18 protein-coding genes and 1 pseudogene are annotated in these 22,075 nt (G+C 56.2%); 12 read left to right on the plus strand and 7 right to left on the minus strand.

Translation table 11 applies throughout. The annotated features are described in order from the left end of the window. The 4 genes and pseudogenes from B2R17_RS23320 to B2R17_RS23335 form a co-directional block, all read left to right on the plus strand. Positions 1-552: pseudogene (locus B2R17_RS23320) on the plus strand (F0F1 ATP synthase subunit alpha); the annotation flags it as partial. Beyond that, a complete protein-coding gene (locus tag B2R17_RS23325) occupies positions 539-1,459 on the plus strand; it encodes a F0F1 ATP synthase subunit gamma (protein WP_286765900.1) in 921 nt (306 codons plus the stop codon). The pseudogene B2R17_RS23320 and the gene B2R17_RS23325, both read left to right, overlap by 14 nt. Positions 1,460-1,754: 295 nt before the next feature. Next, the gene (locus B2R17_RS23330; protein ID WP_286765901.1) at positions 1,755-2,228 is read left to right on the plus strand and encodes a DsrE family protein; all 474 of its coding nucleotides are present in this window, start codon (positions 1,755-1,757) and stop codon (positions 2,226-2,228) included. Positions 2,229-2,483: 255 nt separating this feature from the next. Continuing rightward, a complete protein-coding gene (locus tag B2R17_RS23335) occupies positions 2,484-3,185 on the plus strand; it encodes a Yip1 family protein (protein WP_286765902.1) in 702 nt (233 codons plus the stop codon). A gap of 31 nt (positions 3,186-3,216) precedes the next feature. On the opposite strand, the gene B2R17_RS23340 is transcribed toward B2R17_RS23335, so the two are convergent. Together B2R17_RS23340 and rnc are read right to left on the minus strand one after the other, a co-directional pair. Further along, positions 3,217-4,176, minus strand: a complete 960-nt coding sequence (locus tag B2R17_RS23340; RefSeq protein ID WP_286765903.1) for a DMT family transporter — start codon at positions 4,174-4,176, stop codon at positions 3,217-3,219. 398 nt (positions 4,177-4,574) lie between these two features. Continuing rightward, on the minus strand, positions 4,575-5,465 hold the full coding sequence (gene rnc / locus B2R17_RS23345) for a ribonuclease III (protein ID WP_286765904.1): 891 nt from the start codon (positions 5,463-5,465) through the stop codon (positions 4,575-4,577). 290 nt (positions 5,466-5,755) lie between these two features. Here rnc and B2R17_RS23350 point away from each other — a divergent pair, with 290 nt between their 5' ends. The 5 genes from B2R17_RS23350 (at position 5,756) to B2R17_RS23370 (ending at position 11,947) form a co-directional block, all read left to right on the plus strand. Continuing rightward, entirely contained in the window at positions 5,756-8,101 is a 2,346-nt protein-coding gene (locus B2R17_RS23350; protein ID WP_339888230.1) for a M28 family peptidase, read from the plus strand. 130 nt (positions 8,102-8,231) lie between these two features. Next, entirely contained in the window at positions 8,232-8,885 is a 654-nt protein-coding gene (locus B2R17_RS23355) for an OmpH family outer membrane protein (protein WP_286765906.1), read from the plus strand. Positions 8,886-9,049: 164 nt separating this feature from the next. Beyond that, on the plus strand, positions 9,050-9,958 hold the full coding sequence (gene lpxC, locus B2R17_RS23360) for a UDP-3-O-acyl-N-acetylglucosamine deacetylase (RefSeq protein WP_339888227.1): 909 nt from the start codon (positions 9,050-9,052) through the stop codon (positions 9,956-9,958). A 73-nt stretch (positions 9,959-10,031) separates the two neighbouring features. Then, on the plus strand, positions 10,032-10,841 hold the full coding sequence (gene lpxA, locus B2R17_RS23365) for an acyl-ACP--UDP-N-acetylglucosamine O-acyltransferase (RefSeq protein ID WP_007328498.1): 810 nt from the start codon (positions 10,032-10,034) through the stop codon (positions 10,839-10,841). Then, positions 10,838-11,947 carry a Gfo/Idh/MocA family oxidoreductase gene (locus B2R17_RS23370; protein ID WP_286765907.1) on the plus strand — a complete coding sequence of 370 codons (1,110 nt, stop codon included), beginning with the start codon at positions 10,838-10,840 and terminating at the stop codon, positions 11,945-11,947. Before lpxA ends, B2R17_RS23370 begins: the two co-directional genes overlap by 4 nt. 411 nt (positions 11,948-12,358) lie before the next feature. On the opposite strand, the gene B2R17_RS23375 is transcribed toward B2R17_RS23370, so the two are convergent. Continuing rightward, a complete protein-coding gene (locus B2R17_RS23375) occupies positions 12,359-12,565 on the minus strand; it encodes a hypothetical protein (RefSeq protein ID WP_286765908.1) in 207 nt (68 codons plus the stop codon). Between the two features lie 358 nt (positions 12,566-12,923). Between B2R17_RS23375 and B2R17_RS23380 the strand changes: the two genes are divergently transcribed. Next, entirely contained in the window at positions 12,924-15,683 is a 2,760-nt protein-coding gene (locus B2R17_RS23380; RefSeq protein WP_286765909.1) for a phosphoenolpyruvate carboxylase, read from the plus strand. Here the strand turns inward: B2R17_RS23380 and B2R17_RS23385 are convergent. Together B2R17_RS23385 and B2R17_RS23390 are read right to left on the minus strand one after the other, a co-directional pair. Next, positions 15,660-17,102, minus strand: a complete 1,443-nt coding sequence (locus B2R17_RS23385; RefSeq protein ID WP_286765910.1) for an O-antigen ligase family protein — start codon at positions 17,100-17,102, stop codon at positions 15,660-15,662. The genes B2R17_RS23380 and B2R17_RS23385 overlap by 24 nt on opposite strands. An 8-nt stretch (positions 17,103-17,110) precedes the next feature. Then, positions 17,111-17,842, minus strand: a complete 732-nt coding sequence (locus B2R17_RS23390) for an apolipoprotein acyltransferase (RefSeq protein ID WP_286765911.1) — start codon at positions 17,840-17,842, stop codon at positions 17,111-17,113. A 785-nt stretch (positions 17,843-18,627) separates the two neighbouring features. On the opposite strand from B2R17_RS23390, the gene B2R17_RS23395 reads away from it, so the two are divergent. Beyond that, the gene (locus B2R17_RS23395) at positions 18,628-19,068 is read left to right on the plus strand and encodes a thioredoxin family protein (RefSeq protein ID WP_037250124.1); all 441 of its coding nucleotides are present in this window, start codon (positions 18,628-18,630) and stop codon (positions 19,066-19,068) included. Positions 19,069-19,238: 170 nt separating this feature from the next. Here the strand turns inward: B2R17_RS23395 and B2R17_RS23400 are convergent, their stop codons facing one another. Then, entirely contained in the window at positions 19,239-19,694 is a 456-nt protein-coding gene (locus tag B2R17_RS23400; protein ID WP_286765912.1) for an FHA domain-containing protein, read from the minus strand. 299 nt (positions 19,695-19,993) lie between these two features. Between B2R17_RS23400 and B2R17_RS23405 the strand changes: the two genes are divergently transcribed. Next, positions 19,994-21,103: a TIGR01212 family radical SAM protein gene (locus B2R17_RS23405; protein ID WP_286765913.1), complete on the plus strand. Its 1,110-nt coding sequence runs from the start codon at positions 19,994-19,996 to the stop codon at positions 21,101-21,103. A gap of 30 nt (positions 21,104-21,133) precedes the next feature. On the opposite strand, the gene B2R17_RS23410 is transcribed toward B2R17_RS23405, so the two are convergent. After that, positions 21,134-21,874, minus strand: a complete 741-nt coding sequence (locus tag B2R17_RS23410) for a DUF4332 domain-containing protein (RefSeq protein ID WP_286765914.1) — start codon at positions 21,872-21,874, stop codon at positions 21,134-21,136. Positions 21,875-22,075: the final 201 nt, after the last annotated feature.

Raw genomic sequence — 22,075 nt, forward strand, 5'->3', positions numbered from 1 at the left:
CTCGAAACAGAAGCCCAAAACGTGTCGGCGTACATTCCGACGAATTTGATTTCGATCACTGACGGTCAGATCTACTTGTCGCCGACATTGTTTCGAAAAGGCGTGTTGCCCGCGATCGATGTTGGTCGCAGCGTCTCTCGAGTGGGAGGCAAAACCCAGTTGCCCGCCTACCGCGTTGTGGCCGGTGACTTGCGACTGACGTACTCGCAATTCGAAGAACTAGAACGTTTCGCTCGCTTCAGCAGCCAACTCGATGAAGAAACTCGTGCAACGCTCGATCGAGGGCGTCTGATTCGAGAAATCTTGAAGCAAACTCAGTTTCAACCGCTGACGCTACCACAGCAAATCGCGTCGTTGGTTGCGGTAACCAGCGGTGTATTGGATGGATCTCCGCTGGACCAACTTCCCGGGCTTGAGCGTGCTATCCAAGACGCCGTGACGTCGCAGGCAGCTGAATTGTGCGAGCAAATGCAAGCCGGTGAAAAACTCGATCAGCGGCAAGTGGAACAGATCGCCGACATCGCTGCGGGAGCGGTTCATGCCAACACTTGAACTGTTGCGGCGGAAGATTGAAACGGCGTCGGACTTACAGTCGGTCGTGACCACCATGAAGACGTTGGCTTCCGTTCGCATCCATCAGTACCAACGCGCCGCCGACGCTTTGATGGATTACAACCGGACCATTGAATTGGGACTTCAAGTGATTCTGCGTGAGCAGAAACTCCGCCAACTGACCACCAATGAATGGAGTGGTGAAAACCGGGAATCGAGTTTCCGTGAGGACAGTTCGCACCACGGAGTGATCGTCTTTGGCAGCGACCAAGGCATGTGCGGTCAATTCAATGAACAGATCGCGACGCATGCATTGGAACATCACGCCCGCCACTGTCGACGGCCACCTGAGGCATTGTGGATCGTTGGCTCGCGGGTCGCGTTTTTGTTGACCGACAGCGGATGGTCAATCGACAAGGCGTTTCGGATTCCGACTTCCGTGCCCGAAATCGCGGACTGCGTCAGTGATTTGCTGACCGCAGTGGAAGCGGTGCGAAAGCGAAGAAATTTGACGTCGCTGAGAATTCACTCAAACACAAGGTCCTCGGCGGGAGCGTATCGGCCTCACACAATGCAATTGCTGCCAATCGACCTGGCGTGGCTGAGACAACTTTCAGTCAGGCGATGGGAGTCACCCTGCTTGCCTACTTTTGGCGGCGAGCGTGAGGAACTGTTTTCGCTGCTCATGAGACAAAGCCTGTACGTTTCGCTGTACCAAGCCTGCGCGGAATCGTTGGCCAGTGAAAACGCCAGTCGAATCGCAGCGATGCAGGCCGCGGAGAAGAACATCGAAGAAACACTCGACGAACTGAACACGGCGTTCAAAACACGACGGCAAACCGCGATCACGGAAGAATTGTTGGACGTTGTTGTCGGTTTCGAAGCGTTGACGGATGGCCAGCAATGACCGGCACAAATTCATCCGAGCAATCAAGTCAGCAAAGCCAATCAAAGCCGCTCTGCTAGTCGATGAACGGGCGACGCTATTCACCTGCGACAAGATATTCCAACCACGCAAACGAACGCGGATGTGGGGTCATGCTGACACAACCAAGTGTGCGTCGAACACACGCAAGGTCCACCGACGCACAGGTTCACGGGCGTCAGAACCAAGCCACACGGATTTCTGTTGACGGTATGTCGTTTGCCAAACCTGGACTGAACCGATTGGTCCCGTTTCAGCTCACATCAGGAGTTCAGTCATGTCTTATGCAAAACAAATTTTTCGCGTTGGTCTTTTAGGCGTTTCAGTCGTCATCGCATCGATTGGTTCATCAGCAAACGCGGAGGAGGCATCGAAGGTTGATGGAAGCGGTCAAAAGGTTGTGGTGCATTTGTCCCACTTCACCGATGATTTGCATCGCTGTTTCATGGCGGTGAAGGTTGCCAACTTGATGCAGGACTATGACGCCGAAGTGACGTTGTTTGTGGATTTGGAAGGTGTCCGCATCGCCGAACGTAAACAGGAACTCAAATTCAATTGGGGACCTGACTCACCAACACTGGCAGAACTCTACGAGAAGTTTGCAGCCGGCGGTGGAAAAGTCTTGGTGTGCCCCCATTGTGCCAAGTCGGCTCACGTCACCGACCCTGGCCTCAAACGCAATGCCCAAATCGCCACGCTACCCATGCTCGGCAAGATGTTGATCGAAGCCGACAAAGTCATGGACTATTGATCCTGGTTCCATCAAACCATCTTGCCAAACAACTGCTTTCGACAACGCACTTCGCAGTTGACATTCCCTTGTTCGGTCAGGGCAATGCAACGCAAGGTCACGAAATGCAGCATTCATGCTGCATGCACGGGGGCGCGAACTCGAGTTTTGGTTCGATCGTTGAAATTTCAATGAAGGAAGTCGCTGCCATGGACTCAATCCTTCGTCGCAAGGTAGGTTATTCGAAAACACCCACCTGAGCCGGAGAAGGGCACCTTGAGTCACCACGAAAATCCATATTCAACTCCGCAATTCACAACGAGTGATCCTGCTGGGCCGCCCACCCAACATGAACCTCCCGGTGAGTTCAAACCTTTCAAAACCATTTGGCTTTCACCGCGAAGGACCGTTCGTCAAATCGTCTCGGTCGACCCCACGTTGCACGTGGTGCTGCTCGCATGTCTGTCAGGGATTGGCGAGACGCTGGACCGCGCCTCGATGCGTGACCTTGGCGATCGATTGCCATTACCTGCGATCATCGCCGTCGCCGTCATCCTCGGACCGATCGGTGGGTTGATTGGGGTTTGGATTGGCGCTTGGTTGGTTGCCATTACCGGCAAGTGGATGGGCGGCAAGGGGACCAGCGAAACGGTGCGAACCGCTTTGACCTGGGCATCGATCCCCAGCATCGTTGCGTCGATACTTTGGATTCCTCAACTGTTGCTCCTGAGAGAGGAATTGTTCACGAGCGAAACACCTCGCTTGGAATCGAATCCAGGATTGATCGTCCCCGTGCTTGCTCTGTCGCTGGTCGAGATTGTTTTGGCGATATGGTCGTTCGTGCTGATGTGCAACACCATCGCCGAAGTCCAGTCATTCGGATCCGCTTGGCGAGGATTCTTTAACCTGCTCCTCGCGGGAGCCGTTGTCTTCGTCCCAATCATGGCATTGGTATTCGCTGCGGTTGCACTCGGTTGATATTGAGCGAGTGCAATTGGCCGAGGTCGCATCACTTCTTTGCGACCAAGCTGACTCCGACGATGGCGATCGCCATTCCGGCAAAGTGCTTCCATGACGAAGGCTCGCCGAGAATCATGACAGCGAGCAACATCGTCAACACTGGCCCGACCGAACCGATCACGGTTGTTCGTGTCGCTCCAATCTTCAAGATGGCTTCGTTGATCATAAAACTCGGAATCACCGTGCACACGAACGCGAGCACCACCCCGTACACATAGACGATCGGTTGAACTTCAAAGAAGTCATCGATCGAATGCGTGGTCAGAAAGTGGACGGCGACGAAGAACGTCGAGCCGATCATCGCCAGACTGGTGAATTCGCGGCTTCCTATCTTTTGCATCACAGGTTTGGCGAATAACACGTACAGCGAATAACTAAGCGCGGCCAGAAACACCAAAAAGACTCCCCAACCGGTGTTAGCGTCGGGCGTGAACGCCTTCTCTTGTCCGTACATCAACCAAACGCCAGCGTAGGACAAACCAATCGCGACCAAGATTCTCGCGTTGACTTGTTCGCCGAGAAACATCCACGCGAGCGCAGCGACCATCGCCGGATAAGTGAACAACGTCAGCCTCTCAAGTTGTGCAGACACATACTCGAGCCCTGACAAATCCAAATAAGAGGCGAGGTAGTATCCGAGGAATCCGAGCAACAGGGAACGGATCACGATCGGCATGGGAAAAGCTGGCGTGTCCGAGCCAACGACCAGTGCCCGCCGACGCCGAAGCAACACCGCAAACACAACGACGTAGAACGGGAACGCCATCCCCATCCGAATGGCCAGCAACAATGTTGCGTCAGCTCCGGCCGCAAAGGCGAGCTTGATAAAGATCGACTTCAGGGCAAACAGGAACGTCCCCACGATCGCCAGCGTCAATCCCCAAGAAAACTGGACGGGGATTGGACCAGTCTCAGCGACAGATTCGACAGCGGTGGTTTCCGTGGTCACGGAACGACTCGATTCAATGGAGCGGGGCGGTGGAGATGACATCAGAGTCGCAATGCGAGAAAGATGTCGCAAGGCGTCACCCTGCTCCTGCGGTGACACCGGACTCACCCGATCGGTTCACCAGAATCTGTGCCAACTCATACGGCAGGTACCCGGTCTCCAAAACCGCGGCGGAAAATTGTCTTCTTGAGACACCGCCAACTACGAGGTCGTGCAGTTTTGAAGTGCCGTGCTCGCAAGATTAAAATCACCCTCCTGAACGCAGAGGTCGTGCAGTTTATCGAGGCCGCGTTTTGGCGGGTTTCAGCATTTGAGAACCTCTCCCGAAACTTCGTTTCGGGAGAGGTGCGCCGTGTGTAAATCTGCCGAAAAGCGGCATCAAAAGACTGCACGACCTCCTACGACGGAGGCTGCTCGCTGTCGTAGGGGACCTTCGCGTTGTGCAATTCTGCCAACGCATTGGCCGCCGCTCGTTGCTCGGCGTCCTTTTTGTTATTCCCCCAAGCGGGAGCAAAACGGCGATCGTCGACCATCGCTCCCATCAAGAACATCTTGCGATGGTCCGGCCCGGTTTCACGAATCAACTTGTAGACCGGAGTCGCTGACAATTCACGTTGAGCAAATTGCTGGAGGACCGATTTGTGATTCCCCGATCCTTGTGTGTCGACGGCCAAGGTGACCTCTTCGGCCAACCACTGTTTCAATCGATCACGAACGATCTCGGGCCCACCGTCGATGTACAACGCCGCGATGACGGCTTCGAATACATCGCTGACCAATGACTTGGGGTAACTCCGGTTGCGAGTCACACCTCGGCCGACGATCAAACATTGATCGAGCCCAAGCTTGCAGGCGACCTTGCCACACGAACGACGACTAACGACGGCCGATTTGATCTTTGTCAAATCGCCTTCGCTGTATTCTGGATATTCGTTGAACAACCATTCGCAAACGGTCAGCCCCAACACCGAATCACCCAAGAATTCCAATCGTTCGTTGCTGGCCAATCGATGCGACGCACCGGATGCATGCGTGAGAGCCGACCGCAACAGATCCAAGTCCTGAAATTCGTAACCCAGAATTTCTTGGCAACGCTGGATTTTTGCGACCGCGTCGGCGTAGGGCTCGTCGTCGGAAGCATCGACCAATCGAATCGCTTGCAAACCGTCATCCGGATTGGACGACGAAGTCTCCATATCGATCGAGTCCGCCTCGTTGGATGGCATCGCCGATGACGAGAGCGATTCTCGTGACGGATCACGAGAAGATTTCGGGGACTGGGCTGACACGCGCAGGGAGACCTCATGGATTGGGATGGGAAGAAACGACAGGAGTGTCAAATCTTCAGTCCCGCGCCGGTGACCGAAACAAAGGGCTGTCTCGGCCACCGGTGAGCGACTGGTGGGAGGAAATGGATCCATTGGAGCGATCACATCCCCTTCGCCAAACGGCAATTCTATCTAGAGAAAGGCCATTTTGGCAACGAGAATGCTCGGTTGCATCAAACTAAGTTTCGATTGAACGTCGCAAGTCCGCCGGGCTGGGTCCAGAAACCACCGACGCCAACATGTATAACGAAGTGCCCCACACCTTTTCGCGAAACGATCCCAGCCACAACCTCCGGAAGCAAATGATGACGCGAAGGAACACGATTAGCATGTTTGGGAACCGCCTCACGCAAACGATTCGCCAGCTTGGCTCACTCAGTCGCGTGGGAATCGCGTTGCTAGGGATTGGGTTCGCGGCACACGGTTTTCATGCCGAGGAAGTTCACGCCGAGGAGCGAGCTTCGGGCTCCGATGCTGCCTCGGAAACAGAATCCAATGCGGACCCAAACGCGGCATTGTTGGTCGCGGATTCAATCGCGAAGGACCTTCGTTACCTCACCAGCGAAGAACTGGCCGGCCGCAGTGCGGTGGGGCCAGAAATCCTGAAAGCAGCGGAATACATCGCGGATCGTTACCGCGAAATGGGTTTGGAAACCCGTTTGTATGGTGATTCGCCGATGCAGCCGGTTGAAATGGCAACGGGATCGCAACCAACTTCGGCGGAAGACAACGGGTTGCGATGGTGGACGCCGGGGAAGGAACCTGCGGAGATCCAGCTCGATGACCAATTCATGCCACTCGCGATCGGTTCCACCCAAGGAGATGTCGAGGCGGACATCGTGTGGGTGGGATACGGCATCCAGGCTCCGGACCTTGGGTACGACGACTACGCGGCCGTGAACGAATCCCAAAGCGTGAAAACCGCCGATGGCGAGGGCTCCGTGGAAGGCAAGATCGTGATGATGCTTCGCAAGGAACCTGGTTTTGCCGATCCCAAAAGCCCATTCGATGGCGTCAAGAACACGCGCCACGCCTTCTTCGACACCAAGATCTCCACCGCGATCGATCAAGGAGCCGTTGGGGTGCTGTTTGTCAACGATCCGGCGAGCATCGAACTTGGACTGAAGGCCGTCGACAACCAATACGCCGCCGAAGACAGACGTCTCAACGCCTTGTTGGCTCAGCGCAATGCCTTGCCCGCGGAGGCGACCAACCTGCGGTCATCGCTCACCGAGAAGATCGATCAAGTCCAAGAAATGCTTGGCAATCGAGAACGCGAACGGGCTCGGGCGAACTGGGGATTGCTCGGCGTTGCGGAAGCGGGCACTCGCCCCCGCAAAGGCGACGAGAAAATCACGGACCCACAAACCGGCAAGTCGACCAGACGCCCCGCCATCCCGGTCGCATCCATTTCTCGAGAAGCCGCCGATCGGCTGCTAAAGCAAATGGCATCGATCTCTGCCGCTGACGATGGCGAGGATTCCAACTCGGATGGCGAGGACTCACGAACCCTCTTTGCGAAAGGCCTCGCCGCGGTCGAAGCCGCCATCGACTCAGACTACAAACCACGGGCGATTGATTCGCCTGGACTGCGTGGTCGGCTGAAGGTTGGACTGACCAACGCGACCGCGACCAGCCCCAACGTGATTGGTGTGCTGGAAGGCAAAGGCAAACTAGCCGACGAAACCGTCGTCATCGGAGCCCATTACGATCACGTTGGAATGGGTGGCATTGGCTCGCTCGCACCGGGAACGATCGAGATTCACAACGGAGCCGATGACAACGCATCGGGAACGGCCACCATGTTGGCCGTTGCGAACCGAGTCGTCAGCGAATTGTCAGATCAATCCGATCATCGCCGCATCGTTTTCATTGCCTTCACGGGTGAAGAACGCGGACTGCTGGGCAGCAAATACTACTGCTCGCAGCCGAGATTTCCGATGTCGAAAACCGTCACGATGCTGAACATGGATATGGTCGGCCGGCTTCGCGACAACGAGCTGACGGTTTACGGGACCGGCACCTCGGACGGGTTCGAATCGTTGATCCAGGGCTTGAACTCGGACATGGAGCAAACTTCGCGGCCATTCAAACTCAACCTCGTCTCAACCGGGTATGGCCCCAGCGATCACGCGTCTTTTTACGAAGCTGGAGTGCCGGTTTTGTTCTTCTTCACCGGCCTTCACAGTGACTATCACCGTCCAAGTGATGATTTTGAGAAACTAAACCTGGATGGGATGACCCGCATAACCGATATCGTTTCTCAGGCCGCCAATCGTGTCGCCACGATGGAGCAGCGACCTTCGTACACGCAGACCAACAAAGACTTTCAGATCCGACGTCAACTGTCTGTGGTTTTGGGAATCCGATTGGACCCTGACACCAACTCGGTTGCCGCGGTGATGGATCCAAGTGCTGCGAAGCAAGGTGGCATCCAAGTGGGCGATCAATTGATCAAGGCCGGAGACAGAACGATCCGATCCACCAACGATTTGCGGGAAGAACTTCGACCGAAGTCACCCGGAGACTCACTGCGATTGACCATCCAGCGAGACGGAAATGAGATGGATTTGGACGTTCGACTCCGGGCGAGATAAAACGCCAAGAAAAATGCCAATCTGCAGTTGAAACCGCCACGATCCGTCTTGAAGCGGTTTGGGCGGATTGACACAATGACCGGCAGCAACGCTTGTCTTCGGTGAGGAAACCGGAGCTTTTCAAGCGGGCATGAATCAGACAATCGCATTCACCACGCAAGGAGTAGCGGACGTGCGAACCATCGTTCTTTCGGCCATCGCCATGGCCATGACCACCGTCAGTGTATTGGCACCGGCACAAGCTTCGGCCCAAGACGCAGCGCATCGCATCGCCGTCGTCGATGTCGCCTACATCTTCAAAAACAATGAAGGTATCAAGCGGCAAGTGAAGGCTGTCGAAGACAACCTGAAGGCCTTTGACACCGAACTGACCGCCAAGCGAGACGAGCTGAAGGCTGCTGCTGAAAAGCTGAAGACCTACCAGCCAAATTCTCCTGAGTACACCGCTCAGGAAGAACGCGTCGCTTCCATGGAATCCAAACTCCGTTTGGACATGGCTCGCAAACGCAAAGAGCTCGCTGACCGCGAAGCCAAGATCTACTACGACAACTACCAACTCATCTCAGCTGGAGTTCAACTCATCGCCGAGCACAACAAAATCAACTTGGTTTTGCGTTACAACAGCGAAGACATGGAACTTGAAAAAGGTGAGTCCGTCATTCGTGGCGTGATGCGAAACATCGTGTATCACGACGCAAAACTCGACATGACCGGTGCCGTGATGGGCTACCTTGACAGGAAATTGGTCGCTACGAATCCTGCCGGAACACCAAACCGTCAGTAATTCAGCTTCACCGCTGAAGCATTTAAACGGTGGTTCGAACTTGCTTCGAACCACCAGTTGAGCGTCGCGAAGGATTCGCGACGACGTCCAAGAACAAAAATGGGGTCTGTCAGCATTTCGATGCCGATGGATAGGCTTCGCTCGCGTGCAAGGAGGCTCGCAGCGTGATGGGGATTCGCAACGAACATACGATCGCGTCGTGCTGCGAAATCAGCGGACGTGGCTACTGGAGCGGCAAAGACGTTCGCGTCACATGTTGCCCCGCGCCCGCAGGAACCGGCATCGTGCTCGTCCGAGCTGATCTACCCGGCCAACCTGAATGCCCCGCCACCACCCAATACGCCACTGGCATCTCGTTCCGAACGAATCTCGCCAACGGCCCGGCCACCTTCGAAATGGTCGAGCATCTGATGGCAGCCTTGGCTGGACTCGAAATCGACAATTGTCGGGTCGAGATCACCGCCGAAGAACTGCCCGGACTGGACGGAAGCTCGCTGGCCTATGTCGACGCGTTGCAAGAAGCCGGATTGGTCATTCAAGCCGCCACATCGCAACCGTTGATCATTCGCGAATCGTTCCGGATCGAACACAGCGGTGGATACGTCGACGTTTCCCCCAGCACCAGCAACGAATCGACGTTCGAATACAGCCTGGACTACGGTCCCGACAGCACCATCCGAGAACAAAAGTTCCGATGCGTGCAAACACCGCTCACGTTTGCTCGGCAAGTCGCTTCGGCTCGCACCTTTGTGACCGCCGAACAAGCCAAACAACTTCGCGACTCGGGCGTTGCATCGCACGTCACGCACCAAGAACTTTTGGTGATCGGCGACGACGGCCCGGTCGACAATGAATACCGCTTCCGAAACGAGTGTGCTCGCCACAAGACACTCGATTTGATTGGTGATCTTTCGCTCGCGGGCGTCGGTTTGATAGGACAGTTCTCATCCGTTCGCGGCGGGCATCAGCTCAACGGCAAGGTCGCCATTCGACTCGCACAACTGGCTCACCAGCAACGACTGACGCACACCTCGATTCCATTCGATGGTCAGCGGAGAAACCGAGCAGCATGATCAATCGCTTCGGAACGACGACTCGAAACCATTACGCATCTCAACCTAAGAATAACGCACCAAGGATCCAACTATGAGTGCTAGTATCGCTCAAACCGCCGTGGTCGATCCTCGTGCGCAGATTGGCGAAGGCGTCCAAATCGGACACTTCTGCGTCATTGGCCCCAATGTCAAATTGGGCGACCGCACGCGTGTGGGAGATCACGTCACGCTCGATGGAGTCACATCGATCGGATGCGACAACCAAATCTTCCCGCACGTTTCGATCGGAACCAATCCACAAGACGTCAGCTATCGCAACACGCCCACGCGAGTTGAGATTGGCGACGGAAACGTGTTCCGTGAGCAAGTCACGATCAATCGTGCCAGCGAAAAAGAAGACGGCGTCACACGAGTTGGAGACCACAACTATCTGATGACCGGCACCCACATCGCTCACGATTGCAACATCGGTTCGCGAATCGTGCTGGCCAACAACTGCATGATCGGTGGTCACGCTCACATCGCTGACGATGTCACCATCGCCGGTGGAGCAGGCGTTCATCAATTCGTGTCGATCGGAACACTCAGCTTTGTCGGGGCGATGACTCGCATCCTGCAAGACGTGCCTCCATTTGTGATTGTCGATGGTGCCGATGCTCGTCCTCGCTGCATCAACACGGTGGGACTGAAACGCCACGATTACACCGACGACGACATTGCAGTGTTGACGCAGGCGTTTCGTTTGCTGTATCGGAAACGTATCGGCGTGGAACCCGCTCGCGATCAATTGTTCGCGACTGGTCCGATCCGCCCCGTGTTGCGGCACCTGTTTGATTGTTTAGACAACAGTTGCCTTGGTCGTGCCGGCCGAGGCCGAGATAGAAGAAAGAAAGCAGCATGAACCGGGAATTGCGAGTCGCCGTCATTGGTGCAGGTCACTTAGGCCGAATCCACGCGAAATTGATTTCACAAGTCGATGGTGCTCGCCTCGTCGCGGTTTGCGACCCGGTGCAAGCCGCGTGTCAGGCGGTCGCCGACACGCACGGCGTTGCAGCTCACTCTGATTACCGCGATGTCATTGAAGACATCGATGCCGCCATCATCGCGGCTCCCACCGATTATCACGCGGACATCGCGTCGACGTTGATCAAAGCCGGCAAGCACTTGATGGTTGAAAAGCCATTGGCCGCCGAATCCGACGACGCTCGCCGGTTGGCATTGATGGCATCGACACGCAATGTCGTGCTTCAGGTTGGCCACGTTGAACGATTCAATCCAGCCTTCACGGCGCTGGAAGAGTTTGGCGTCGATGTGAAGTACGTCGAAGCCACTCGAGCATCTCGCTTCCCCGGACGTTGCTTGGATGTTGGTGTGGTTATGGACTTGATGATCCATGACCTCGATCTGGTACTGTCACTGACACAGTCCGCCGTTCGATCCATTTCAGCCAGCGGCATCTCAGTCGTCAGCGATCACGAAGACATCGCTGAAGCACGCATCGAATTCGAATGCGGAATGGTTGCCAACTTGAAGGCATCGCGCGTCAGCCCATTGCCCGCTCGTGACATGACACTGTTCAGTCCAGCAGGATTTGCACAGATCGATTTCGGCAAACCTTCGCTCGCCACCGTGCGTGCTAGCGAGACACTGTCAACTCGCCAGTTCGACTTGAACGAACAAACCGACACCCCACTCAGTTACGCCGACACATTGTTTGGCGAACACTTGCAGTGCGAAGTCAACGAACTGCAACCACGAAACGCGATCCTCGACGAGCTGCATGATTTCGTCATCAGCGTTGAAAGCGGATCGTCGCCAATCGTCGATGGTTCCGCCGGAGCTCGAGCGGTTCGTGTTGCCGGTTCGATCTTGGATGCGATCGACGAACGAGCATGGTACTCGTACGCCGGAGCTGATGAACGTGGACCGCTCGCGATTCCACGACGCCGCGTTGGCCAGCCAACCAAACGCGAGTCTGCCGGAACGCCAGCTCGCCGCGCTGCCTGATCCCACTGACGCTGTTCAGCCACGGGTCGCAAAAGTCTCTGCTTATTGATCTATGTTCCGCATGAATTTTGCGGAGCCGAGCGGTCTGGACTTCTAAATTGCCTAGGGTGCCAGGTGCGGCATCCTGACGCGGTGGTGTTCCCGATTTGAGCACAGTCGCGTAAAAACGCTCAAAATCCGCAAGCAAACTGCCCGAAAAGTCGTTTTAACCGTTTTTTACGGTGCATTTGCTATGGTTGACGCAAGCTGCGTGACACCTAAACTCTGCCCAAATTGCCTCCGCGCGTGTTTGAGGCATTTCCACCTAGCCTAGGAGAGTTTAGATGATTCGATCGATCATGGTCGTCGCCCTGTTCGCTGTTTCCAGCGTTGCTGTTGCTCCACAAGCCGAAGCTGGCTTGTTCGGTTGCTTCAAGAAGAAAAGCTGCTGCGAACCAGCCCCAGTTTGCTGCGAAGCACCAGAACCTGTTTGCTGCGAGCCAGCTCCAGAACCAGTTTGCTGCGAACCAGCACCTGCACCAGTCGTTTGCTGCGAACCAGCTCCAGCTCCAGCACCTTGCTGCGAACCTGCTCCAGCTCCAGTTTGCTGCGAACCAGCACCTGTTTGCTGCGACCCATGTGCAAAGCCAAAGTGTGGCTTGTTCGCAAAGATCAAGGCTCGTTTCGCAGCCAAAAAGTGCTGCCCAGATCCTTGCTGCAACTGAATCAACGGAATTCGTTCGTTTCCGCGATGAATTGGAAGCGACGTTTTACCGACACAAGAGCGAGTGCTGTTCACGAACAGTGCTCGTTTTTTTATGCGCACTCGGCACCCAGTGTCGCAACTGCGGGCAGGAATCAACCCAAGGCATCAGAACTGGATCGTCGCCACTGTTGCTCCAGCCCTCAGTCTGCAAAATCGTAGGGTGTACGAGCACCGATCATTCAATTGGATTGCCGCCGCTCTCTTCCTTTTTCACCACAACGAACTGTCACGATGGTATCAGCCAATATTCTCGCCCTTGACGTCGACCAACTGAACCGTGATTGGCAGTGGATGCTCTCGGCACTGCAAAGCGTGTTGCAACGCGGCGGCGATGAAAAGCTGGCCGAACTGCTTCCCGTCCCCGGATGCAAACTTGATCCCGCAAAGGCACCTGCCGATTCGGTTCAGCTCACTCAGGCGTACTCGATCGCGTTCCAATTGCTGAGCATGGCCGAACAAAGTTCCGCCGCACAGTTTCGCGATCGAATTGAATCTGAATCAGGCATGGCCGACCTGCCAGCGTTGTGGGGCGAAAGCTTGCAGCAATTGATCGATCGTGGTTGGACCGCTGACATGATCGCCGCGGAGCTGCCGTCGATGCGTGTCGAGCTGGTTTTGACCGCTCACCCAACCGAAGCGAAACGGGCAACGGTTTTGGCTCACCACCGCCGCCTGTTCCGTCGTTTCCAATTGCGTCACCAAACCGATCTTCCACCATGGCGACGATCTGAAAACGAGGAAGCGATCGAATCCGTCCTCAGCATCCTGTGGCGAACGGGCGAGATTTACCTCGACAAGCCGGATTTGCAATCCGAACGCCGCAACGTGATGGATTACCTGACGGTCGTCTTCCCGAAGGCACTGCAACCGCTCGACCAACGACTGCGTCAGGCTTGGCGAGAAGTTGGCTTGAGCGAAAAAGCGATCGCCGACCCATTGGCGTTGCCGCGACTGACATTTGGAACCTGGGTGGGCGGCGACCGTGACGGCCATCCGCTGGTCACTCCCGAGGTGACCGAAGAGACGCTGATGCAACTGCGTCGTGGTGCGGTGGAACTGATGCGAGAGGAGCTGATCCAGCTCGCTCGATTGACCAGCGTGTCAGCCTATTGGTTGCCACCAACCAGCGATTTCTTGACCCGCATCGCCGAACGAGCTCAGGCGATGGGACTGGCCGGCGCTGCCGCGATCGCTCGCAATCCGAACGAGCCGTGGCGTCAGTTCATCAACCTGATGCTGGCGAGTTTGCCGTCGGAAAAAACCATGAACAGTGGCAAGGAGCAACACACCTACCAACGCTCGCGAGAATTGCTCGCCGACCTTCGCTGTTTGCACGAGAGCCTAGTCGCGGTCGACTTGGGCGATGTCGCCACCAGCGCGGTTGCACCGACGATGCGAATCGCTCAAACGTTTGGATTCCATTTGGCGGTGCTGGACATTCGCCAAAACAGTGCCAAACACGACACCGCGATTGAACAACTGCTACGGGCCGCTGGCATGGCCGATTGGAAATTCGCCAGCTGGGACGAAGACAAACGGATGAAGTTCCTCAACGAGGAACTCGCCAATTCGCGACCACTGACCCACCCAGACTCCTCCGCCGGCGAAGAAGCCGACGCGGTCCTTGGTGCATTACGTGTGGTGACTCAGTACCGATCCAAACACGGTGCCGATGGATTGGGTGCTTTGATCGTCAGCATGACTCGCAAGACCTCCGATCTGTTGGCCGTTTACCTGCTCGCTCGCGAAGTCGGTCTGCTGCAACGAACTGAGTCCGGAGCCGTTTGCCCATTGCCGGTTGTTCCGTTGTTCGAAACGATCGACGATCTCGAACGCTCACCAGAAATCTACGATGGGTTCCTTCAACATCCGATCACCCGAAACAGCTTGACCGCCATCGCACAGCGTGAAGGAGCCACCGCGCCGGTTGGACAAGTCATGATCGGCTACAGCGACAGCAACAAGGATGGCGGCATTTTGGCCAGCCTCGTTGGATTGCGACACGCTCAACGAAAGCTGACCCAAGTGGCTCGTTCACACGGTGTTCGGGCACGGTTCTTCCACGGTCGTGGCGGCACGATCAGCCGCGGTGCCGGTCCAACACATCGCTTTATCAAGAGCCTGCCCGATCACACGATCGCCGGCGACATGCGATTGACGGAGCAAGGCGAAACAATCGCGCAGAAGTACGCTCACGAACCCACGGCCATCTACAACTTGGAATTGTTCTTAGCGGGAGTCACTCGAAAATCGCTGGCCGATTCACGTTCGGAAGAACCCGATCACCCACTCGAACCAACCTTGGTGAAGCTCGCCGCATGGGCTCGGACAACCTATCACGAGCTGTTGCACAGCGAAGGATTCGTCGAGTTCTTTCGCGAAGCCACACCGATTGATGCGATCGAACAAAGTCGTATCGGCTCGCGTCCGGCGCGTCGCACGGGTCAGCAAACACTGGATGACTTGCGGGCGATCCCGTGGGTGTTCAGTTGGGGCCAAGCGCGTTGCTATCTATCCGGATGGTATGGCGTCGGAACGGCACTCAAGAAACTGCAAACGGAATGCCCCGATGAGTTCGACGCGGTGAAAGAAGCACTGCGAGATTGGGCCCCGCTTCACTACTTGATCAGCAACGTTGCCACCAGTGTCACGGCGGTCGACATCGAAGTCATGAAGCAGTACGCGGCCTTGGTCGAAAACCCAGCGTTGCGTGAACGCTTCGTCACCGACATCGAAACCCAGTGGAAGCTGGCTTGCGAAATGGTCGAAGCCGTTTACGGCGGCCCCATGGAATCGCAACGCCCCAACGTTCAGCGAATGATTGCACTTCGAAGCGAAGGGCTGCGTCTGCTGCACCGTCAACAAATTTCGTTGCTGCAACGCTGGCGCAGCTACAACAAAATGGGCGAGCACACTCAAGCGGATGCGTTGCTGCCGGCTCTATTGCTAAGCGTCAACGCGATTGCGTCAGGGCTTGGGACGACTGGCTAAGGCGGGCGCCAACAGTGCGGCCATCCAAAGGACAGTCAGCGTGGTTGGAAAGGATTCGATGATCGTGTCTTCGACCAGTCCTGAAACCAGGACATAGGTCAGCACGGTTCGAATCCATTCATAGGAAGATGTCGCTCCGAATACGAGCGACCATCCGAGCATCAACACCATCACCAAGCAGGCAACAACGCCGGCCGAAAAAGTGACATGCAACAACAAGTTGTGAGTCCCGGTCGCTTCACGGCTCATCACGCTGGCGGCACTGTCCATTCCGTAACCGGTCAGCGGTCGCTTGACGATGAAGCTGATTGCTTCTTCCCAAATCGTTGTTCGACCGGTCAGCGATGTGAGCTCTTCAACATCGCCACTCTTGGTGACCGCGCTGACCGCGGATTCAGAAAACGGCCCCTCACCGGTGACCAATGAGATCGCAAGCACAAGCGTCGCGGCCGAAGCGATTCCGATGATTCCAAGTGCCAATCCACCTCGCCCATAAAGCCGGTCGATCAGCAGAATACCTCCGGCGGCCATCCCCGCGAGCATGGCAGTCCGGCTGAGCGTCGCGACAACGGTCGCTGCAGCCAGAATCATGATCGCGATCAGCACCAATCGCTGCCACGGACCGCGGACTCCAATCGAGATCAATGTATCGGTGCGTCCCAGGTACATCGCCACACCGACCAGCACGATTGCGATCGCTGTCTTTGCGATGTTGTTGGGGTGACCGGTGCCTCCCATCCGGCGCACCGTTTCGGTCGCACTGATGTATTCCTCGAACGTGCCCATCTCAGGAACGAGAACAAACAGCCCCCACGTCACCAACATGTACATCGATGTTCCCGCCACGATCGCCGCCAATAATTTTCGCGGCCCGAGCGTCGCCAATGCCATCGCAGTGAACAACAAATAGCCGACAAAGATCATCGCCGATGCGCGACTGATCATCGCGTTGCTTTCGATGGCGAATAGACTGGTGGCGCAGAACAGCCCCGCCAAAGCGAGCAACCCAATTCCGGGAAGGCTGCCGAGCAATTGACGCGTTCGCGGACTGAGCAGCACCGCGATTCCTCCCAACCCAGTCGCCGCCGCCGCGAGGGTAAGCTTCGCAAGCGTCAGCACGTTCAGACTGCTGGTTGCGCGATCGAATTCCGCGCTGGTTTTGGGTTCGATCGGATTGATGAACATCGCCAGCATCACGAGCACGAAAACAATCGTGGTGACCAAGCCTCCTCCGCCGGTCGCGGCTTTGGGACCGCCGGACAATGGAGGTTCCGATTCGTCGATCCGCTCGCGATCGCCGTTTGGATCGTTGCCGTCCAAAAATGCGTCTGCTTCCGTCGCATCGCGGGAAACGACGACCGCGTCGGGCCCCGAAGAATCGGTGCTCGAAAACGTTGGCTGAGGAGGCGAAGAGGACATCAGGCCCACTATAGACGTGGCATGTACCAATCAACCTGATTTTCTTGGTAGACGCGAAATTTCACGCCGTGCGACCACAGGTCAAAGTACGGCTGAAACGGTTCTTCCACGTCCACATGATCGCGATACAGCGGCCACATCAAGTGATCACGGACTCCCGCGTCACAGCTGACAAAGTAGTACGGGGCACGGAGCGTTTCCGCAAACGGATCCGGGATCGCGATGTCGGTGACCAACTTCTCGACAACGTCCTGGAACGCTTTCAGCAGATTGGTCTTCTCATGGTCCTGCTTCGGATGTTTCGGCGGGATGCCTTCCAGCACCCGATGTTTGGTGATGCCGCGCAAGCGCTCAGCCGCTTCTGGATGACCAACCTTCTCCGCCAACCCGGTCACTCGTTCAACCCAATCCACCGCTTTGGATTCCACCACCGTTGGATCGATTGGCTTGGGCGAACGAACCAGGAAAAAGGCATCTCGGCCGCCCTGAGGCCTCCGGTCATCTCCGGCGACTTCAAACAAATGGCTCAGCCGCTCGCGCAACTCATCGCCGCATTCGAGCTGGTCAAACACACCATCCAAACCGTTTCCATCGGGACGAAACGATTGGAAGAAGCCGACGAACTTGTCGTTCTCAAACACGGTGTCGTCCATGATCCCGACCGCTTCGCCCATCCGCCGAAGCAATGCCTCGAGGCCGGGGTGATCGGGAGGAACTGCCGGAACGGAAGGCGGTTGCATGGACATGTTTGCAATTGAGAGAGACGTGCTCGATCGACAGACAGAGCCACGAAATCGAAAGAAGCGGGCGGAACGCCGAAGAACTTGCCAGCAATCCCCGCAGATCTCAACCCGCGAAAGGCGAAAAGCAGGCAACCCGGCTCGCAAATTTGACGATTCACCGGACGGAGCGATCCAAATTCGCAGACTCCACAGACGCAGGTCGAGCGGCAGTTCGCCAGCGAGAATTTCGCATTTGCATGGCCGATTCTTCACGGAGACTCGAGCAGGCTTGCCTATCTTGACACCCCAGGGCAACTTTCCGCCCATTTAGACACCCTTTAGCGGTGCCTGAACGTGCATTAACGCGAAATTTGCAAAACACTGGTGCGGATACTTGCACGCATTTGCTGCAGTCCTAGAATCCCGCCCAGCCTGTCCGGTCAACGCGATCGGCACAGTTTGGCTATCCCCCCTGGGTGGGTAGCGAACTGAGTCGGACGTTTTCCTTTCGGGCCAAGGTCATTTCCATCGTCGATCAGGAAGTTATCGACTGGAGCCGACTTTCAGCGTTTACGCGGACTCGCTGTTGCCTTCGAGAGGAACTCGAAAACGGTTTGGCGTGCTTCGCAGCACAAGCGTTTCGGCGGTACCACTCATCGAACTTTTCTTGAGCTAGGACGTGGTTTGCGGATGATCTGCAGCCCTCAGGATTCTGAGGCGGTCAGTCAATCGGTCGCCCAGCTCGAATGCCGGCATGTTGCCGCAACCGTCGACGCTTCACACGTTGTATGAGGAAGCTTGGAATGCTGTCACTGTTCTTGGGTCTTACTATCGCAATGGCGCCCAGCGGCTCCGTTACGCCCAACACCCACCAAGCGTCGACTCAGACGCCCGATCAGAACTACACACTCGCCTACAAAAAATCGGTGGAGGAAGACAAGCCTCTGATGGTCGTGGTCGGTGCGCCGTGGTGCCCCGCTTGCGAAACGTTGAAGAAAACAACCATCGCGAATATGCAGAACAGCGGAGAACTCGACGGAGTCAGTGTTGCCCTGGTCGACCGCGACGCGGAACCAGAACTGGCCAAGACGTTGATGGAAAACGAGAAGATGATTCCGCAAATCATCCTCTACAGCAAAACCGAAGACGGGCGTTGGAGCCGACGCAAATTGACCGGCTACCAACCCGTTCAACCAGTCCGCTCGTTGATCAAACGAGTCACCGCCACCTTGGGTCGCGGTTAATCAGGACACCGTTTCGGATAAGCCAGCAAGGCAAATTCCAAACGATGAAGTGAATCATCGAAAAAGGCACGTGCGAGAATTTCCCGCACGTGCCTTTTTTCGTTTTGGAATTGTCCAAAGGATCCTGACCGCTCGATGATCGCCGAGCAGTGCTGAACCGAGACGGCCAATCAGTCTTCTGATTTCCGGTTGAAGAAGCCCTTCTTGGGATCTCGCCGACTGATGCCGGCACGATCCATCAGCGAGCTCTTCATGACCTCTTCGATGTAGTCGTCATCCGCAGGCGGCGGGCCGTAGGCGCCCAACAACTGCGGTTCATACTCCAGCGTGTAGTGGTGTTTGGCAATCGAGATTTTGCATTTGGGATCGGCACGTTTCCGCATGATCCCACGACCGTCGACCTTGGTTCCGTTGCGACTGTTCAAATCACGAATGAACCAATAGCCCTGTTCCAGGGTCATTCGGCAATGTTGACTGGACACGTTCGAGAAGTCCAAGCAGATATCACAGTGTCGCCGCCGACCGATCAAGAGTTTGTCTTTGATCAGTGGAATCGGATCGCCGCCGCCCAAAGGCGTCAGTTGTCCGAATGCGCCAGCGAATCGAGGGGCGTCTTCAGCACTCATAGTGGCGTTGAGTTTCAAAGATGGGGATGATGGCTAGAAACGCTCCATTGTATTCTCGGGATGAGCGTCAGGCCAGACTTCGCACCCCCCGCCGGGGATCGTTCGAAGACAATCTGTGGCCATTTCTACCCATTTTGACGCTTGTTCCGATCAGAAGGATCGCGGAAATCTGTCGAAAGAGTCCCAATTGTCGGCGTCACGGTCATCGCTGGCTCGCGGCGTCCATCTTTCCACGGCCGCCATCTTTCCACCGCCGCGTTGCCGGTTGGTTTCAATCGTTGCCGCGGTACAATTCGCCGATGCAATCCTCCACCGACCACTCCGCTGGTTCTGATCCCGTCTCGGCCACCACTCCCGATCAATCTCGGTTGGCCTGGCAAGCCGAAGGTGCGCGATTCAACGCGTTCGGAAAGGCTCTGCGCCGACGTCATGGCGGGCGAATTCAGCGGGTCAGCATCGACGCCGGGTTCACTTGCCCCAACGTCGACGGCGCGGTCACGACGGGAGGGTGCAATTTCTGCGACAACCGATCCTTCAGCCCATCGCGACGCATTCGATTACAGCGAGTCGCGGATCAATTGACCGAACAAATTGGGCGAGTTCAAAAGCGATACAGCGATGTCCGCGGTTACATCGCGTATTTCCAACCAGCCACCAACACCTACGCCCCTATCGATCAATTGCGAGAGATCTTTGATCTCGCGTTGAACTCGGACGATCGAATCGTGGGACTGGCTGTCGGCACGCGTCCCGATTGTGTTCCCGATAGCGTTCTCGATCTCTTGCAAGAACTCGCGGTTGACCACGACGTGTCGCTCGAATTTGGTATGCAAACCGTTCACGATGAGTCTTTGGTTTGGATGAATCGAGCCCACACCCACGCGGACATGATCAACGCGATTGATCGAGCACGCGATCGCGGCTTCGAATGCTGCTCGCACATCATCTTGGGCGTTCCTCGCGAAGACCACGCGATGATGATGGAATCGGCCGTTGAGATCGGTCGCTTAGGTTTCGATGCGATCAAGCTTCACAACCTGTACAGCGTTCGCGGCACACCGCTCGGCGAAGAGGTCTTGGCCGGCAAAGTCGAAATGATGCGGCGAGAAGACTACGTCCGAACCGTGGTCGACTTCTTGGAACTCGTTCCACCGGAAGTGATCGTGGAACGAGTCAGCGGAGACGCACCTCCGAATTATCTGATCGAACCGAAATGGTGCGCGGACAAGCAAAACATCCGCCGAGAAATCGAAGCGGAATTCGAACGTCGCGATTCACGGCAGGGCGACCGCTATGTGCCGCCCGAGGTGAAACCAAGCGATCGACCTAGGCCCGCCGACGCCACACCGGAATCGATTCGCAATCGAATCGACACGAGAGGCCGATTGCCGGTGCTGAAGATGCAGTGACGTAGCGAGTGCCTCGAAAACCAATTGCCGTTAGGCGGCAACTTGCGTTTCGGCGGGATGGTTTTGAATCCAATGAGCAACCAGTTGCTCGCACTGCCCAACCCAACTCTTCACCCGGCGCAAACTCGGAACGCCCCGGTGTCCGACCAATCGCTGGCCACGACTGCTCAGTGAGAATCGCTCCAAGTCGCGATGCAACACAGCCGCCGATTCGCGAGCCAATGATGCGACGCTGCGGCGATGAATCGCGACCAAAATCAACGCATCACGAGGCATCATGCCGTCGATGGCAACCGCCAAACGAACCGCAGCCCGAAGTCGCTTGATCGAACGAAGGGCTCGTCCAGGCGATTTGTACTGACGCGAAATTTGTTCTGGATTGCAGCAAGCCAAATCGCCCGCGGTCACGACACCGACTTTCGCCAACAATCGAACTCGTTTCTCATTGCAGATCTGCGAGTGTTCGATCCGCATCGCAAAAATGCGTTCGCGGTGACTGCTTCGCACTCGAGACGGCCGGTTGGAGGTCGCCTTTTTGGGAACGGGCTGAGCCTGGATCGTGCCGGACGCCAGTCGGGTTTCGACAGCGTTGGCCATCGCGACGGATGGTGAAGCGGCGGTGGATTGAACAGCAGAGGCAAGCTCATCGGCAGCCGGCGGAAGCTGCAGTCTCAGCACGACATCGCGGGACGAATCGCCGCCATGAGTCAAAGGAGTCGGCGAGATGGGAGACCGACGACGCAGAGGAAAGCGTTTTAAAAACTCGAACATAAGAGAAGACTCCTGGGAGGAAGCGATTCGAGAGGATTTTCGATACCAGAGCCTCAGGATCATTTGCCACCCCAGTTGCACGCCGCGGACAAACACGATCCGCGGTCGTGGCGTGAGAGAACCGTCGGATTGGATTCCGTCGGTCCCGCTTTTTCGTGTGTCTGCCAACAGTTTTGCACGTGTCAGCCCGGTGAGATGGGC

This window comes from Rhodopirellula sp. UBA1907 (genome assembly GCF_002337565.1).
Classification (GTDB): Bacteria; Planctomycetota; Planctomycetia; order Pirellulales; family Pirellulaceae; genus Rhodopirellula; species Rhodopirellula europaea.